Origin of the sequence: Dietzia papillomatosis NBRC 105045 (assembly GCF_001570845.1) — a bacterium.
GTDB classification, from domain to species: domain Bacteria; phylum Actinomycetota; class Actinomycetes; order Mycobacteriales; family Mycobacteriaceae; genus Dietzia; species Dietzia cinnamea.
On the sequence record NZ_BCSL01000009.1, the window covers coordinates 61,007 to 74,681 of the forward strand.

20 protein-coding genes and 1 pseudogene are annotated in these 13,675 nt (G+C 66.6%); 7 read left to right on the forward strand and 14 right to left on the reverse strand.

The features are described 5' to 3' along the window. Positions 1-33 precede the first annotated feature (33 nt). The gene (locus DPA01S_RS04780) at positions 34-981 is read right to left on the reverse strand and encodes a LysR family transcriptional regulator (protein ID WP_043567952.1); all 948 of its coding nucleotides are present in this window, start codon (positions 979-981) and stop codon (positions 34-36) included. Positions 982-1,106: 125 nt separating this feature from the next. Here DPA01S_RS04780 and DPA01S_RS04785 point away from each other — a divergent pair, with 125 nt between their 5' ends. Both DPA01S_RS04785 and DPA01S_RS04790 read left to right on the forward strand, forming a co-directional pair. Beyond that, on the forward strand, positions 1,107-2,099 hold the full coding sequence (locus DPA01S_RS04785) for a putative oxygenase MesX (protein ID WP_061914370.1): 993 nt from the start codon (positions 1,107-1,109) through the stop codon (positions 2,097-2,099). 20 nt (positions 2,100-2,119) lie between these two features. After that, complete coding sequence (locus DPA01S_RS04790) at positions 2,120-3,157, forward strand: methionine synthase (protein ID WP_061914294.1); 1,038 nt, start codon at positions 2,120-2,122, stop codon at positions 3,155-3,157. Positions 3,158-3,254: 97 nt separating this feature from the next. On the opposite strand, the gene DPA01S_RS04795 is transcribed toward DPA01S_RS04790, so the two are convergent. The 3 genes from DPA01S_RS04795 to DPA01S_RS04805 all read right to left on the reverse strand — a co-directional run bounded on the left by DPA01S_RS04795 (position 3,255) and on the right by DPA01S_RS04805 (position 5,147). Further along, positions 3,255-3,581, reverse strand: a complete 327-nt coding sequence (locus tag DPA01S_RS04795) for a hypothetical protein (protein WP_198150711.1) — start codon at positions 3,579-3,581, stop codon at positions 3,255-3,257. A gap of 88 nt (positions 3,582-3,669) precedes the next feature. Then, positions 3,670-4,206, reverse strand: coding sequence for a dihydrofolate reductase family protein (locus DPA01S_RS04800; protein ID WP_061914298.1), 537 nt, complete (start codon positions 4,204-4,206; stop codon positions 3,670-3,672). Then, positions 4,203-5,147 carry a helix-turn-helix domain-containing protein gene (locus DPA01S_RS04805; protein ID WP_061914300.1) on the reverse strand — a complete coding sequence of 315 codons (945 nt, stop codon included), beginning with the start codon at positions 5,145-5,147 and terminating at the stop codon, positions 4,203-4,205. The genes DPA01S_RS04800 and DPA01S_RS04805 overlap by 4 nt, the downstream gene beginning before the upstream one ends. 44 nt (positions 5,148-5,191) lie before the next feature. Between DPA01S_RS04805 and DPA01S_RS04810 the strand changes: the two genes are divergently transcribed. Both DPA01S_RS04810 and DPA01S_RS04815 read left to right on the forward strand, forming a co-directional pair. Beyond that, positions 5,192-5,680, forward strand: coding sequence for a DUF6434 domain-containing protein (locus DPA01S_RS04810; RefSeq protein WP_061914302.1), 489 nt, complete (start codon positions 5,192-5,194; stop codon positions 5,678-5,680). Positions 5,681-5,962: 282 nt separating this feature from the next. Beyond that, positions 5,963-6,562, forward strand: coding sequence for a hypothetical protein (locus DPA01S_RS04815; protein WP_157076958.1), 600 nt, complete (start codon positions 5,963-5,965; stop codon positions 6,560-6,562). Positions 6,563-7,659: 1,097 nt separating this feature from the next. On the opposite strand, the gene DPA01S_RS04825 is transcribed toward DPA01S_RS04815, so the two are convergent. The 10 genes from DPA01S_RS04825 to DPA01S_RS04865 form a co-directional block, all read right to left on the reverse strand. Beyond that, positions 7,660-8,049 (reverse strand): hypothetical protein, encoded by a 390-nt coding sequence (locus tag DPA01S_RS04825; RefSeq protein WP_061914308.1) that lies wholly within the window; start codon positions 8,047-8,049, stop codon positions 7,660-7,662. Continuing rightward, complete coding sequence (locus DPA01S_RS04830; protein WP_061914310.1) at positions 8,049-8,897, reverse strand: phage major capsid protein; 849 nt, start codon at positions 8,895-8,897, stop codon at positions 8,049-8,051. The genes DPA01S_RS04825 and DPA01S_RS04830 overlap by 1 nt, the downstream gene beginning before the upstream one ends. A 170-nt stretch (positions 8,898-9,067) precedes the next feature. After that, positions 9,068-9,502: a hypothetical protein gene (locus DPA01S_RS04835; RefSeq protein ID WP_061914312.1), complete on the reverse strand. Its 435-nt coding sequence runs from the start codon at positions 9,500-9,502 to the stop codon at positions 9,068-9,070. 2 nt (positions 9,503-9,504) lie between these two features. Continuing rightward, positions 9,505-9,777: a hypothetical protein gene (locus DPA01S_RS04840; RefSeq protein ID WP_061914314.1), complete on the reverse strand. Its 273-nt coding sequence runs from the start codon at positions 9,775-9,777 to the stop codon at positions 9,505-9,507. Continuing rightward, complete coding sequence (locus DPA01S_RS16715) at positions 9,774-9,932, reverse strand: hypothetical protein (RefSeq protein ID WP_157076959.1); 159 nt, start codon at positions 9,930-9,932, stop codon at positions 9,774-9,776. The genes DPA01S_RS04840 and DPA01S_RS16715 overlap by 4 nt, the downstream gene beginning before the upstream one ends. Then, positions 9,929-10,210, reverse strand: coding sequence for a WhiB family transcriptional regulator (locus tag DPA01S_RS04845; RefSeq protein WP_157076960.1), 282 nt, complete (start codon positions 10,208-10,210; stop codon positions 9,929-9,931). The genes DPA01S_RS16715 and DPA01S_RS04845 overlap by 4 nt, the downstream gene beginning before the upstream one ends. Further along, a complete protein-coding gene (locus tag DPA01S_RS04850; protein ID WP_061914318.1) occupies positions 10,207-10,815 on the reverse strand; it encodes a hypothetical protein in 609 nt (202 codons plus the stop codon). The genes DPA01S_RS04845 and DPA01S_RS04850 overlap by 4 nt, the downstream gene beginning before the upstream one ends. Then, on the reverse strand, positions 10,815-11,114 hold the full coding sequence (locus DPA01S_RS04855) for a hypothetical protein (protein ID WP_061914320.1): 300 nt from the start codon (positions 11,112-11,114) through the stop codon (positions 10,815-10,817). The genes DPA01S_RS04850 and DPA01S_RS04855 overlap by 1 nt, the downstream gene beginning before the upstream one ends. Beyond that, entirely contained in the window at positions 11,111-11,713 is a 603-nt protein-coding gene (locus tag DPA01S_RS04860; RefSeq protein ID WP_157076961.1) for a hypothetical protein, read from the reverse strand. The genes DPA01S_RS04855 and DPA01S_RS04860 overlap by 4 nt, the downstream gene beginning before the upstream one ends. Then, entirely contained in the window at positions 11,710-11,892 is a 183-nt protein-coding gene (locus DPA01S_RS04865; protein WP_061914324.1) for a helix-turn-helix transcriptional regulator, read from the reverse strand. The genes DPA01S_RS04860 and DPA01S_RS04865 overlap by 4 nt, the downstream gene beginning before the upstream one ends. Positions 11,893-11,989: 97 nt before the next feature. Between DPA01S_RS04865 and DPA01S_RS04870 the strand changes: the two genes are divergently transcribed. The 3 genes and pseudogenes from DPA01S_RS04870 (at position 11,990) to DPA01S_RS04875 (ending at position 13,661) form a co-directional block, all read left to right on the forward strand. Continuing rightward, on the forward strand, positions 11,990-12,505 hold the full coding sequence (locus DPA01S_RS04870; protein ID WP_061914326.1) for a helix-turn-helix domain-containing protein: 516 nt from the start codon (positions 11,990-11,992) through the stop codon (positions 12,503-12,505). Next, positions 12,492-12,668, forward strand: a pseudogene (locus DPA01S_RS17695) (site-specific integrase); the annotation flags it as partial. The gene DPA01S_RS04870 and the pseudogene DPA01S_RS17695, both read left to right, overlap by 14 nt. Continuing rightward, positions 12,669-13,661: a tyrosine-type recombinase/integrase gene (locus DPA01S_RS04875; protein WP_198150712.1), complete on the forward strand. Its 993-nt coding sequence runs from the start codon at positions 12,669-12,671 to the stop codon at positions 13,659-13,661. Positions 13,662-13,675: the final 14 nt, after the last annotated feature.

A 13,675-nucleotide genomic window follows, 5' to 3' on the forward strand; every position in this document is an offset into this window, starting at 1 on the left:
GCGCTGAACAGTAAGCCGAGACTCCGACCCGCGTCACGGCGAGTCGAGTAGGTCGATTCCGTAGTCCGCGACGACGGCCCGTACCTCGGCCAGGTAGCGCAGCGCCTGCTCGGTGAGCGGAATGCCGGAGTGGCTGATCCAGCCGATCTCGATGCTCTCGTCCACGTCGAGCGGGATCGCCACGATCTCCGGGTCGAGGTCGTCACTGATGATGCCGGTCGAGATGGTGTACCCGTCGAGTCCGATCATCAGATTGAAGATGGTCGCGCGGTCGGCGACCCGGATCTCCCGCTTGCTCGACAGGGTGGAGAGGATCTCTTCGGCGAAGTAGAACGAGTTGTTCGCCCCCTGGTCGAACGTGAGCCGGGGCAGGTCGGTCAGGTCACCGAGCGTGACCCGCTCGCGGGCGGCCAACGGGTTCTTCCTCGAGATAAAGATGTGCGGGACCGCCGCGAAGAGCGGGTGGAAGACGAGACCGGAATCGCGCAGGAGTTTGTCGATGACCTTCCGGTTGAAGTCGTTGCGGTACAGGATGCCCACCTCGCTCCGGAGCGTCCGGACGTCCTCGATGATTTCCCAGGTCCGCGTCTCGCGAAGAGAGAACTCGTACTGCTCCACGTCAGCGGACCGCACCATTCTGATGAACGCCTCGACCACGAAGGAATAGTGCTGCGCGGAGACCCCGAGCAGTCGGCGGGACGGTGGCTGGCCGAGATACCGCTGCTCGAGCAGGGACATCTGCTCGACGACCTGTCTGGCGTAGCCGAGGAACTCCGCACCCTCCTCGGTCAGCGTCACACCCCGGGCGGACCGCGAGAGCAGCGTGCGCCCGACCCTGGACTCGAGGTCCTTCATCGCGGCGGACATGGTCGGCTGGGCGACGTAGAGGAGCTCCGCCGCGCCCGTGATCGACCCCTCCGCCGCGACCTCGATGAAGTACTCCAACTGTTGCAGCGTGATGCCCCTGGATGCCCTGCCCATAGGCACAGACTATAGAGACGCATAGCAAACGGTAGTTACCCGATGCCTGAACTGGGGCTGCAGGATGAGGGCACAGATTTTCCGCAAGGCCGAGCCCGGCCGATCGAGACCCGCATTGGATGTACATGTCGGACGACTTCGCGTTCAGCATCACCACCACCCGCTTCGACGAGGACTACTCACCGTCGGAGAATTCCCGCACCACCACGAACTTCGCCAACCTGGCACGGGGCGAGCACCGCCGGCAGAACCTCCGCCGCGCCCTCGCCATGATCGACGACCGGTTCAACGGACTCGCCGGCCGGCACGACCCGAGCCAGGACCGCTACACCGTCGAGCTGGAGATCGTGTCCGCGGATCTGCAGTTCACCTCGGCAGGCGAGAGCCAGCGGTTCCCGCTGATCGAGGTCCTGGACGTCCAGATCCTCGACCGGGACACCGGTGAGCGTCACCCGGGCATCGTGGGGAACAACTTCTCGTCCTACGTCCGGGACTACGACTTCAGCGTTCTCCTGCCGGCGGCCAACGAGAACACCGCTGAGTTCACCGTGCCCGACGACTTCGGCGACCTGCACGGCAGACTCTTTCAGCGCTTCGTCGCCTCGGAGGCGTACCGGGAGCGCTTCTCCGCGGAGCCGGTTATCTGCATCAGCGTGTCGACGAGCCGGACCTACCGCCGGACCGGACACCACCATCGCGTCCTCGGTACCGAGTACCAGCAGGACGACTTCTCGCTGACCGACGAGTACTTCGCCCGGATGGGGCTGGAGGTCCGGTACTTCATGCCACCGGGCGGCGTCGCGCCGCTCGCGTTCTACTTCCGCGGTGACCTGCTCCACGACTACACGGACCTGCAGCTCATCGGCACCATCAGCGTGATGGAGACCTTCCAGAAGATCTACCGTCCGGAGATCTACAACGCTCACTCCCCTGCCGCGGACGTCTACCGCCCGACCCTGGATCACGGCGACTTCTCGCCCACCCCGATCGTGTACGACCGCGAGGAGCGCAACCGGCTCGGCAAGGCGCAGGGCAGGTTCACGGAGGAAGCCCTCATGAAGCCGCACCGAGCGCAGCTCGAACAGTGGGCCGCCCGCTACCCGGTGCTCGTCGGATGAGCACCAGAGGAGAGTCGATCATGTCCCCGATCCTGCCCACCACCACCGTCGGCAGCCTGCCCAAGCCGTCGTGGCTAGCACAGCCGGAGACCCTCTGGTCGCCCTGGAGGTTGGAGGGCCCCGAGCTGATCGAAGGTAAGCAGGACGCGCTGCGTATCGCCGTGAAGGAGCAGAGCGATCGCGGCATCGACATCGTCAGCGACGGCGAACAGACCCGGCAACACTTCGTGACGACCTTCATCGAACATCTCGACGGGGTCGACTTCGAGCAGCGCGAGACCGTGCGCATCCGGAACCGCTACGACGCCAGCGTGCCCACCGTGGTGGGCGCCGTGAGCCGCGAGAAGCCGGTCTTCGTGGACGACGCGACGTTCCTGCGGCAGCAGACCGACAAGCCCATCAAGTGGGCTCTCCCCGGGCCCATGACGATGATCGACACGCTGTACGACCGCCACTACTCCAGCCGCGAGGCGCTGGCGTGGGAGTTCGCGGCGATCCTCAACCAGGAGGCGCGAGACCTCGAGGCCGCGGGGGTCGACATCATCCAGTTCGACGAGCCGGCCTTCAACGTCTACTTCGACGAGCTCAAGGACTGGGGCGTGGCGGCCCTGGAACGCGCGGCCGAAGGACTGCGCGCCGAGACCGTCGTCCACATCTGCTACGGCTACGGGATCAAGGCCAACACCGACTGGAAGGCGTCGCTCGGCTCGGAGTGGCGGCAGTACGAGGAGTCGTTTCCCCTCCTGCAGCAGTCCGGTATCGACATCATCTCTCTGGAGTCCCATAACTCCCGCGTCCCGATCGACCTGGTCGGGCTACTGCGCGGCAAGAAGGTCATGCTCGGGGCGATCGACGTGGCGAGCGAGAAGGTCGAGACTCCTGAGGAGGTCGCGGACACGCTCCGCAGCGCGCTCGAGTTCGTGGACGCGGACAAGCTCCTGCCGAGCACCAATTGCGGCATGGCGCCCTTGTCGCGGGACGTCGCACTCGCGAAGCTCAGCGCACTCAGCGCTGGAACACGCCTCGTCCGCGAGGAGCTCGTCACCTCTCACGCCTGACGGATCGGGCCGGGTCTGCGAGCGCCGGCCCCGCCCTGCATGCGATGCCCCCGACCGCCACGACCCCGGGCCACCAACGACCGCCGCGGCACTCCGGTCAGCGCCCCGCCCGATCTCCGGAGAGGTCGAGGCCGCCGAAGTAGTGCGCGAGGACGAATGCCATGGCGACGCCGCCGGTGGCTGCAGCGGCCCTGTCCTTCGGAGATCCCACGCGGCGTGCCAGCGCGCCACCCGCCGCGAGATTGAGCACGCCCCAGGCCACGTTGTGCAGTGGCGGGGACAACCCGACTCCCGGGGGCGTGGCGAAGGGCGTCGGGAACCGCTCGCCGGTCATTCCCTTGACCGTGTGCGGCACGGCGTCGGCGAGCAGGGCGCCGCCAAGGCCCGCAGCGATCACACCGGTCACCTCGCGTAGAACAGTCACTGGCTCCCCTCTCCGTCTGCGCGACCGGCTCCGCGCTCCCCGGCGACGCTGGACCTCTTGCGCTGCCGCCTGCGGTACGGGCCGACCTTCACGAGTCTGACAGAGATCCCCGGACGTCGTACCGGGCAACCACGAAGACGCGGTTGCGATCGCACCCCTTCAGCTCGAGGTCGAACGCGCCGCCGAAGAGTGGCTTGCCCGAACCGAGGGTCACGGGCGCGATCGAGACCACCACCTCGTCGAGCATCCCCGCCCCGGCGAACTCGGCTGCCAGCCCGCCGCCACCCATCACCCACACATCGCGACCACCGGCCGCGGACTCCAGCGACTCGCGGTGATCAGACGGGGCGCCCGCGACAAAGGAGACGTGGTCATTCACCGCCTCCAGCTCCCGGTGGGTGAACACGAAGGTGGGGATCTCGGGCAACCAGTCACGGTCGTGTTCGAGCACCCACGCGTACGTGGACGCCCCCATGACCTGCGCCCCCACCTCCGTGAGGAACGCGTCGGTGCTGCCCGGCCCGTTCTCGTCGATGTCCTGCTTGAACAGCCAGGCCAGCGAGTGGTCGTCGTCCGCGAGGAATCCGTCGAGGGTCGTGGCGGTGGAGTAGCGGTAGCGGGTCATGACAGTCCTCCTGAGGCGCGGCGGTGCCACATGATCGGGTCGGGATCGAGGTGCCTGATGTCGACGCCGGCCTGCGCGAGCATCCAGCGCGCGAGCTGGCGGCGGTGGGCCGAGAACGTGAGGGTGTGGGCGACGATCTGCGACAGCAGGAACGACTCGGGTGGGTCACAGAGCGCGTCGACCACCCGGTCGCCCCACGCGCCACGGCGTTCCACATCGCGTGTCATGGCCAGCCACCGCGCGGCGATCTCGGAGTGCCGCCTGCGGAGACTCGCGACGTCGTCCTCCACGCCGAGGTCCGGCTCGTCCTCCCCCTCGATGCACGCGAGCCAGGGCAGCTTGTCCAAGGCCAGGTGGTGCAGGACGTTCGCGAGCGTCGTCTCGTCACCCGCCCACTCGAGCACCCTGTGTCCCGGCAACCTCTCGGGCCGGAACTCGTCGTCGTCAACCCCCTCGGCGGCGGCGAGCACCGCGGCGGTGTCGTCGAGGTCGTGCCGGATCATCAAGGCGACGACGTCGCCGGCCGAGATCTCCCGTCCCGCGTCGACGTAGAGCACCGTCGGGGAGTGGAAATGGATGCCGTTCGGTGCAGGCAGCCAGTGGCCCCGGTCGTGTCGCGGCGGCATGGCGCCAGGAGGGCACCCGAACGCCCGCGAGAACGCGCGCGAGAATCCCTCGACCGAGTCGTATCCCGCTGCGAACGCCGCATCGGTGACGCTGCGTCCTCCTTGGATCTCCCAGGCCGCGCGCTCGAGGAGGACACGCCGCCGCATCGCCGCCGGCGCTTCTCCTGCCGCCCGGCTCACCTGACGACTGAAGTGGAACGACGACGAGTGGGCGTCCGCCGCGAGCGTGTTCAGGACTGCGCCGCCTTCGTGCTTGGCGAGAACGGCGTCGAGCAGCTCGCGGATGCGATCTCGTCCCGGGCGTCGTGCGGTCATGCTGTGATTATCAGTGGAACGGGGCGCCCTCGGCTTGACCGTTCTTGCTCGATGTCAGGCCGGGGGCCGCCAGAAGACTCGGCGTCAGGGCGACGGGCGGGAAGGACCTGCTGACCCGCCGAATCGCGGCGGCGCTGGACGGCGCCCTCTTCGACGAGCCACCGGCGCCCGCGCGCTCCGCGGGAGCTCAGCTCGCCGGCCCGTTGACGCTCCAGACGGTCATACCGCGGGGCCAGCGGTGCAGCCAGGTCGTCCGGGCGTGGTTCGTCGAGCAGGTGGGAGCTCACTTCAGCTTCGATGCCGAGATGCGCGCCTTCTTCGCCGGAACCGACGGAACGCACACGATGCAGGACGCACTCGATCACTACCGATCGACCCGCGGACGGGACGCGAAGCCGATCGACTCGCAGTTCGAGTACAACCGGTTCACCCGCGCGTGGCACGAGACTCACCCGACCGGAACCCGCGACAATGCGCGTCGGGCCTGGCGCGACTACCGCGAGCGACCGGTGGACCAGCGCGGACGGGCCTGACCCGCCGGTGCTCCCGGTACCCGCGGCCCCGCCACCGTTGCGCGATCTCAGACGTTGAAGCGGAACTCCCTACTGGGGCTTTGCTCTGCAGGCGCTGTGTTGACTGTTCACGGGATATGCGCTCTGACCTGCGGCGTCCGGACGGCTCGTGTTGCGTCTCCATGGGTTGCGCTGAATGCTGTGCGTACTCTCTGCGTACCCACCGCACTCAGCGGACTCCTCAACAGCAGGCGCTAGCCGGGTTGGGCCATCGCTTGCCACCACCTGCACTACTCTCACAGCGTGCAATCTCACGCTTATCGCCGGTGGGCCAGCAGCCGCAGCGACGCCCTGGATAGCTTGACCCATGTGCACCGCAAAGTGACTGGGGGGCGACGCGGCAGGCAGTACGCGACGCAGCACTACAACTTGACGATGTACGTCGCGCTCGCTGCTGAGTTCCAAGGCTTCTGCCGCGACCTACATGACGACATGGCGTTCGAGTTGGCGGCGTACGTCGACTCGTTCAGCCAGGCGTCGGGCAGCTTCAACGCGATGCTGCACGCAAATTTCGTTCGGAGTCGCAAGCTCGATCAGGGCAACGCCAATGCTGGAAACATGGGAAGTGACTTCCAGCTTCTCGGGCTCGCCCTGTGGCCCGGCCTTCGCGCTCGGAAACCCACCAAAGTCTCCGGATGGAACAAGGCCGTCGAGCACTTGAACGAGGTCCGCAACGGCGTAGCTCACAGCGACAAGGACAAGATCGCCAAAGCTCACGCAGACGAGCCGTTGATCTTGAAGAACTGGAAACGCAAGCGCCAGGTACTCGACAAACTCGCTCAAGAGATGGATGCTCTAGCTACGGACTACATGAACACTCTGACCGGCAGAGCACCATGGTGAGGAGGCGTCACCGATGACATCGCGACGCAGCTACAAGGTTGGCGACCGGGTGTTGGCGCCGTTCGGGGGCGGTCGAGCGCGGGGTCAGGTTACCGAGCTCAAGAACCACCGCGTATACGTCTCTCTCCGTCTCGAGGGAGCTGACGACTTCCTCCGGTCCGCATACAGGGCCGATGAGCTGGAACTCGCTTAACTGCGAAGGATGACCAGCGGGACCAGGAAGAGAATCTCAGCTCCTTCGCCGCAGTCGCGACGGAGGGTGTACGGCTCGACACTGCCGGTGTTCACGACTAGGCCCGACCTCATATAGGCGGGTCTGTTCGTAGCGAGCAGACGGTCTATACCGACATGGTGACCGGGCTAACTCTGGGTAAGGGGATCAGCACCAGCACCCCGTAGGGGTTCCGCATCTCTGGCAGTAACAATGACCAAATGTCCAGCAGCGCTCACCACACGCGGGGATAGTGGCGGTATGCCACCTGAACTAGTCAAAGGAATCGTTGTCAAACGATCGAACTTCACCAGCGACCGACACCCAATGGCTCACACGGTAGAGGAAACTGAGACAGGTCAGCTCGTCATCACGTTCGTCACACGTGAGCCCACGATCACCTATGAGCCCGGTGAATGGGAGAGCTACGGCCCCCCCGGATCCATGTAGACAACCTCGAGCCGCCCCTGTGGCAGGCGCTCTGTGTGTGCGAAGGACCTACGCCGGGCAATGTCCGCATACCCCCAGGTCAGGGGCACCCCCCAGGGATGCGGTGTGGATCAGGTCTGGTCGGGGGGATCGGACGCTACGCCATGGGGGCTTCCGTGAGGGGTGGAGGGAGACGGGTGCCACCCCGGGGTTTTTCGATTGCTGGAGAGATAATCCGGCTAGGCCGAGAAGTGCGAGATTGGGGCAGGACGGTGTCGGGTGCCACCCCCATATCCCAGACTCGTACACGTGCTGAGCATGTAAGCCGTGAGGCTTCCCTCGTGGGGGTACGGGGTGCCCGGCCATACGTGTGTGACGACCCCCGGCTACCCACCACGGGCCGGGGGTCGTCGGCCGCCGGAGTAAGGAGGGAGAACCTCCGGCGGGGTCTATGTGGTCACCCTCCGGTGAGGAACGGGTGACTGGTGGGTGTGTGCCAGCCGGGTGCGGTGTCGACTCCGAAGGCGCCGGTCGACTCGGCGGCGCACAGTGATTGCAGTACCTCAATCTCTGACGGCCAGAAGTTGAACCCGGTGCGCTGTCTGGTGTCGAGGGTCTGCCCGAACGGTCCGGCGGTGACCTGTTGGATTGCTCCGGCGCCGGCCTCTGCCCACCGTTGGACAGCGCCGGTCAGGGTCAGCCTGGCCTCTGCTCGTGCGGCGTCTCGCCCGTCCTCTGCCAGGCATGGCGCGATCCGTAGGGCTCGGGCGTTGGCGCCTGCCACCAGCGTGGCCACGAGCTCGTGTGACTGCACGCTGGTGGGCAGGTCCGCGGTGTTGAGGATCATTACGCCGCGGGTGCGGTGACGGTGAACACTCCGACCCGGTCGGGGTGCACGACGTTCTGACCGAACCGGAACGTGGCACGGACTCCGACACTGTCGCTCGAGAAGTACGCCTCGCTCGAGGTGGCGACCTTCACGTCTCCGACTGCGGACACCACGGCGCTGCGGTCGAGGATGAGTCCGTTGTCTCCGGTCATGGCCGGGGTGACGAGGACGGGCAGGCCAAGCAGCGACATGGTGGCGTCGGTGGTGCCGGCGCCCAGGAGGTTCTGAGCCGATCCGGTGCCGGTCTTGAACTTGCGCAGGGATGCCCATGCGGTAGGCGACAGGATGATGTGCGACGGGGTGCCGCCGTTGGCGCCGATCTGGGCGGCGAGGTCGATCAGCCCGTCGAGGTCCGCGGCGACCGCGCCACCGTCGATGATGTCCTCGATGTTGAGCAGGCCAGCGGCCGGGGTCATGGCGGGGGCCAGCGGTGCGGCCTGGTTGAGGAACGCGGTGTCGGCACGCTTGATGACGGCGCGGCGCACGGACTCGGACAGCATCGCTGCGGCGCCGTTCTGGGCGTACTGTTCGGCCGATACGCGGACGAGCTGGGCGACCTTGCCGGTGGCGACGGTGACCTCGGACAGGACCGGGTCGGCCTCGGGGATTTCGACTCCCTCGGCGACGAACTCGGCGGCGTCGTCGTCCACGTAGGCGACGCGCAGGACGGGCTCGTCTCCCTCGATGCGGCCGGCGACGGTGGAGGCTTGGAGGACGAGGGCGTCTCCGATGACTTCGGATGCGGCGAACGCGGTCACGTCGGGCGACCACGCCTTCGAGCTGGTGTTGGTGGTTTCGGTTGCCATGGTTGGCACCTTTCGGGAGAGGCGACGACAAAGGCCGCCGGAATCGGTTTCGATTCGTCGGCGGCCTCGGGCCTGTCCGGCGTCCCCCGCTGGGGGTCACGTCCCGCTGGGGTGGGCACCCGGCCCGGCATCTCAGCGTTGCCACTAAGTATACCGGACCGGGTATCAGATTACTTGCCGCCGAACGCGGCTTCCCAACTCTTCGACGGGCGGGGATTGGTCGACCTGCCCTCGCTCGGCACGTACGGACCGCGGGTGCCGATCCGCTCGAGTCCCAGGGTTTCGACGGCCTGGTCGGCTGCGGCCTTGACCTTCTCGTCGTCGAGTTTGCCGTCCTCGTCGAGCAGTTCCTCGAGGGTGACGCCGGATGCCCAGAATCCTTCAGTGGGCACCTTGTGAGCCTTGACCCTGTCGTCGACGGCGGCGCGGCGTAGTGCGGTCACCTGTTCGGCCAGGGCGTCCCGCTCGGCTTCAGTCTCCCGTAGCCGGGTGCGATACTTGGCCGCTTCCTTGCCTGCCTTGTTCTCGGGCTGGGCCTGGTCGTCGGCCGGGGCCTCTGTGGGCTCGGTGGGCTCGTGGGCCTCGGTGGTGGTGTCGTCGGTCATGGTCACTTCTCCTTCTCGATGGGGCCGGCCGCGATTCGGTCGGCCGCGGTGCGGAACTGTTGCTTGTAGGCGCCGGGGTCATCCGACTGTGCGACGGCGGGGCCAACGACGTACGTCGACATGGTCTGTAGTGCCGCCGCGAGGATCAGCCGGGCATCGTCGGCGTCGTACGCCGATAGGTGGTCTTGGATCAACTGGTGAACCGTGGCGGGGCCATCGGCAGCGGCGGCGCGTAGCGCGAGGATGCGGCCGGCGGTCACGTTCGGATCGGTCATGGGGTCTCCTTGGTCTCGGCGGCGTCGACGAGCTCGTCCGCCAGGCGCAGGGCCTCGCGGGGGTTCATCCGGTAGTTCTCCTTGTTCAGTCGCATAACGACGGCTCCACCGTCACGGCGAGCCAGGAACGAGACGTCGTTGGGTTCGCGGATCACTTGTTCTCCTTGGGGATGCGGACCGGCCGGCCGTTGCTGTCGTACGGAACGCCGCCCCAGATTCCGGCCCGCTCTCTGGGACGGGCATTGCCGGCGAAGTCGCGGCACTGGGCGAGGATCGGACAGCCGCCACACACCCGCTGGGCGGCTTGGACCCGCCCGAGGAACGTCGAATCGTCCTCACGCTCCCCAGGCGGATCGAACTTGTCCCACTGACCGATGCAGGCGGCACCCGTCCACCGGTCACGACCGGCCAGCAACTCAGACAACGGATTCATGCCGACTCCCGCCACGAACGACAGTCATGCCGAGATGCAGTCCGCTCAGTCAGCACCACCGAACAATCCGGCTCAGGACACGGCCACGAGGAGGGTGATGTCCTCACTGTCCCAACCCCTTCTTGTGCTTTGTCCTCATTGCTATGACTGGATGAATGAATGAATGAATGTGTCGCCGCTGACTCGTCAGCGACGTCGTTAGCGACTTTGCTGGGGTTTTGTGTTTGAGCCGTTTCGACGGACTCGAGCACCTTGTGAGTCCTCTCCCGCTTCTTGGCGGCGTTGACCCGGTCTCGCTCCCGCTTCGCGTTCTGCGCGGCGAGGGACTGCCGGATCTCCTCGCGGTGGTGGAGCAGTCGCACCCGAGTACCGACCACTTCCCAGACCCCGGCCGCCACAAGCGCGTTTCCGGCCTCTTGGGCGCGGGCACTCGTGGCGAACCGGGCGAGCTTCTTCTTGGGGAAGGAGCAGTCGTACGACTCCGTCGAGTAGACGAAGTGGACGGCCTGGGTGTGGGTCAGTTGGCAGGCGTCATCGAGGTCCTCGGGAAAGTCGAAGTTCACGAGGTCGTCGAAGAAGTGCGCGCCGAACTTGGCCCAGGTCATTACGCGGCGTCCTTCCTCCGGGCCTTGGCGGTTCCGACCCAGGTGCGGCAGATGCCGCCCGAGCGGGTCGGCCGGCGGCTGTACTCGAAGCCCAACGGCTCGATCAGGCCGCGGGTCGAATAGACGCGGAACAGGGCGCCCCACTGGCCGGGGTGGTGCGGCTCCGGCACGCCGAGCTCGGTCAGCGTCATCGAGTCGAACGGGCGCCCCTCGGCGGCGAGTAGGTCCATCACTCCGCAGGCGTGCTCTCGCCACTCCTCGGGGCCGTCCTCGTGGATCTGCTCGAGGTGGTCGGTCATGAGTGCTCCTCGAGGATCTCGGTCCAGGTGCCGGCGAGGGCGAGAAGGTCGAGCGCCCACCGGGTCAGGTCCGCGGGGGTCTCGGCCATGCCCTCACCGATGCGGACGCGGAGATCCATCCGACTGGACACGGCGTACTGATCGACCTCGAGAGAGGCGTTCAGCCCCTTGTGGTCGGCGTAGATCGCGTCCAGGTGACGGACGCAGTCGGTGCCGTCGTCGACGACCTCCCACGGAGCGCCCGTGTGGACGGTGGCGAACTCGGGCAGCGGCACGTCGTGGGGTCCCATGATCCGCCGGACCCTCGCCTGGTCTCGTGCGCAGTCGCGGACGTAGTCCACGAGTTCGGTGCCGGCGATGAGTCCGTCTTCGGACCAGCGGGCGAAGTCTGCGTCGAGCGTGGCGACGTCGGTGTCGGTGAGATGCTTGGCGGTTGCGTCGTCGAGCCAGGGACGGCTCGGGATAGACTTGGTCATCATGTCCTCCTGATTGGGTTGGGTGGGCATACGGACGCCTTCGGTGGACGCAGGAGCTGCAACTCCTCCGCCGGGGGCGTTCTTGTTTTCGGCGACGAACTTCGCCGGGGTCATGCGGGTCACGACGCCTTCTCGAACTGGGCGTCGATCCATGCCAGGACGTCGGACTCGCGCCAGTAGAGGCGGCCGCCGATCTTCGCTCCCTTGGGGGCGGTGCCGTTCTGGATCATCCATCGGAATGAGGCGGGGGTCTTGCGGAGCATCGCCGCGACCTCCTCGACGTTGAGCAGCGTGGGTGCCACTGGTCCTCCTGCGTTGTGCGCAGTGCAGGCCTGCCCTGCACGCAATTAAGTAGAGCATTGTTGACCTTGCGTGTCAAGCAATGAGAGACTGCTCCCTGTGCAGGAAGATATCGATGCCGAAGTCGGAGCACGGCTCCGCGAACTCCGCCTAGAACTCAAGTGGACTCAGCCCCAGATAGCCGAACTCTTGACGCGAGAACTCGGGAAGCGGGTAGACCCCACGATGGTCACCAAGACCGAGAAGGGCCGCCGGCCGATCCTCGCCTCAGAGCTATTCGCGTACGCCCGCATCTACGGCGTCAGCGTGGATCAGTTGCTTGTCCCAGAGGGGGAGATCCGGTTCGTGTACAAAGTGCTCGAAGCGGCAGACAAGCTTCGTGAGGCGGAGACCGAGCTTCTCGACATGGGGTCCGAGTACGAACATCGACGAGACCGGCTGAACTACGCCTTGTCTGAGCTGGAGGAGAACGTCGCGCCGGAGGACATCCCGGAGACGTTCATTGTTCGGTTGGGTCACGCCGCCTCTCTGCGGTCACGAGATATCACGAAGGTGTTCGCGGATCGTCTGGATCGAGAAGCGGAAGCGTTCTTGGGTTCCCATGCCGAGGAATAGACGCTCGGGAGTCGAGGATCTGTGGACCTCTAAGCGCACCGGAGAACCCACCCGGCTCCACGGTCAGGGCAAGCGGTGGCGAGCCCGCTACGTCGACGACAGCGGGCGGGAACACACCAGGCGGTTCCCCCGGAAGCGTGACGCGGAAGCATGGCTCGATGAAGTGACCGCGACCCTGGTCGTCGGGAACTACGTGCCCCCGGACCGCGGTCGCATGACGCTCAGCACCTACTACGCCGACTGGGCCACCAGACAAGTCTGGGAGTCCTCCACCGTGAAGGCCATGGATCTCGCGGCCGGCGGGGTGACGTTCGGCGACGTCCCGTTCTCCGACCTGCGGCCCTCCCACATACAGACGTGGATCAAGTCCATGCAGGACCGGGGCCTCGCACCGGGGACGATCCGCACCCGCTACAACAACGTGCGCACCGTCCTGAAGGCTGCGCACCGGGACCGCTACCTCGGGGCGGACCCCTCCGAGGGTGTGCCTCTCCCCCGTCGCCGTCGCGCCGACATGGCGATGACGATCCCCACCGATAAGGAGGTGCGAACGCTGCTCGAGGCAGCCGAGGAGGTGTTCGCGCCGTTCGTGGCCCTGTGCGCGTTCGCGGGACTCCGTCTCGGAGAAGCGGCGGCCCTGCAGACCGGAGACGTCGACTTCCTCCGAGGGGTTATCCGAGTCCGGCGCCAGGTCCAGCGGGCCAACGGCGGCCAGGTCGAGCTACGTCTACCCAAGTACGGCTCTGAGAGGGACGTAGCCGTGCCGAGGGCGCTGACCGACATGCTCGCGGCCCACACCACCAGGGTGCTCGCGGACGGCGAACCGGAAGCGTGGCTCTGGCCGGGCGAGCGCGGCAACCCGTGGCACCAGAACACCGTCGCCTACTACTGGCGCAAAGCCAGGCAGAAGGCGGGGCTCGAGTACCGGCTCCACGATCTGAGGCACTTCTACGCCTCCGGGCTGATCGCCTCCGGGTGCGACGTGGTGACCGTCCAGCGGGCCCTGGGGCACCGCTCCGCCACCGTCACGCTGAACACCTACAGCCACTTGTGGCCGGATGCCGAGGACCGTACGCGGGCAGCATCGAAGTCACTCATGGCGTCGGTGCTAGAAACTCCTGCGTACCCTCTGCGTACCGGAGGCCCTGTTTCATAGCCTGAACAGCGCGT

Excerpts from the sequence above, each read along its gene's own strand:
- DPA01S_RS04825 (WP_061914308.1), bottom strand. The coding sequence starts at position 8,049 with ATGATCCTCAACACCGCGGACCTGCCCACCAGCGTGCAGTCACACGAG.
- DPA01S_RS04805 (WP_061914300.1), bottom strand. The coding sequence starts at position 5,147 with ATGACCGCACGACGCCCGGGACGAGATCGCATCCGCGAGCTGCTCGAC.
- DPA01S_RS04835 (WP_061914312.1), bottom strand. The coding sequence starts at position 9,502 with ATGACCGACGACACCACCACCGAGGCCCACGAGCCCACCGAGCCCACA.
- DPA01S_RS04855 (WP_061914320.1), bottom strand. The coding sequence starts at position 11,114 with ATGACCGACCACCTCGAGCAGATCCACGAGGACGGCCCCGAGGAGTGG.
- DPA01S_RS04830 (WP_061914310.1), bottom strand. The coding sequence starts at position 8,897 with ATGGCAACCGAAACCACCAACACCAGCTCGAAGGCGTGGTCGCCCGAC.
- DPA01S_RS04845 (WP_157076960.1), bottom strand. The coding sequence starts at position 10,210 with ATGAATCCGTTGTCTGAGTTGCTGGCCGGTCGTGACCGGTGGACGGGT.
- DPA01S_RS04800 (WP_061914298.1), bottom strand. The coding sequence starts at position 4,206 with ATGACCCGCTACCGCTACTCCACCGCCACGACCCTCGACGGATTCCTC.
- DPA01S_RS04785 (WP_061914370.1), top strand. The coding sequence starts at position 1,107 with ATGTCGGACGACTTCGCGTTCAGCATCACCACCACCCGCTTCGACGAG.
- DPA01S_RS04850 (WP_061914318.1), bottom strand. The coding sequence starts at position 10,815 with ATGACCTGGGCCAAGTTCGGCGCGCACTTCTTCGACGACCTCGTGAAC.
- DPA01S_RS04840 (WP_061914314.1), bottom strand. The coding sequence starts at position 9,777 with ATGACCGATCCGAACGTGACCGCCGGCCGCATCCTCGCGCTACGCGCC.
- DPA01S_RS04790 (WP_061914294.1), top strand. The coding sequence starts at position 2,120 with ATGTCCCCGATCCTGCCCACCACCACCGTCGGCAGCCTGCCCAAGCCG.
- DPA01S_RS04780 (WP_043567952.1), bottom strand. The coding sequence starts at position 981 with ATGGGCAGGGCATCCAGGGGCATCACGCTGCAACAGTTGGAGTACTTC.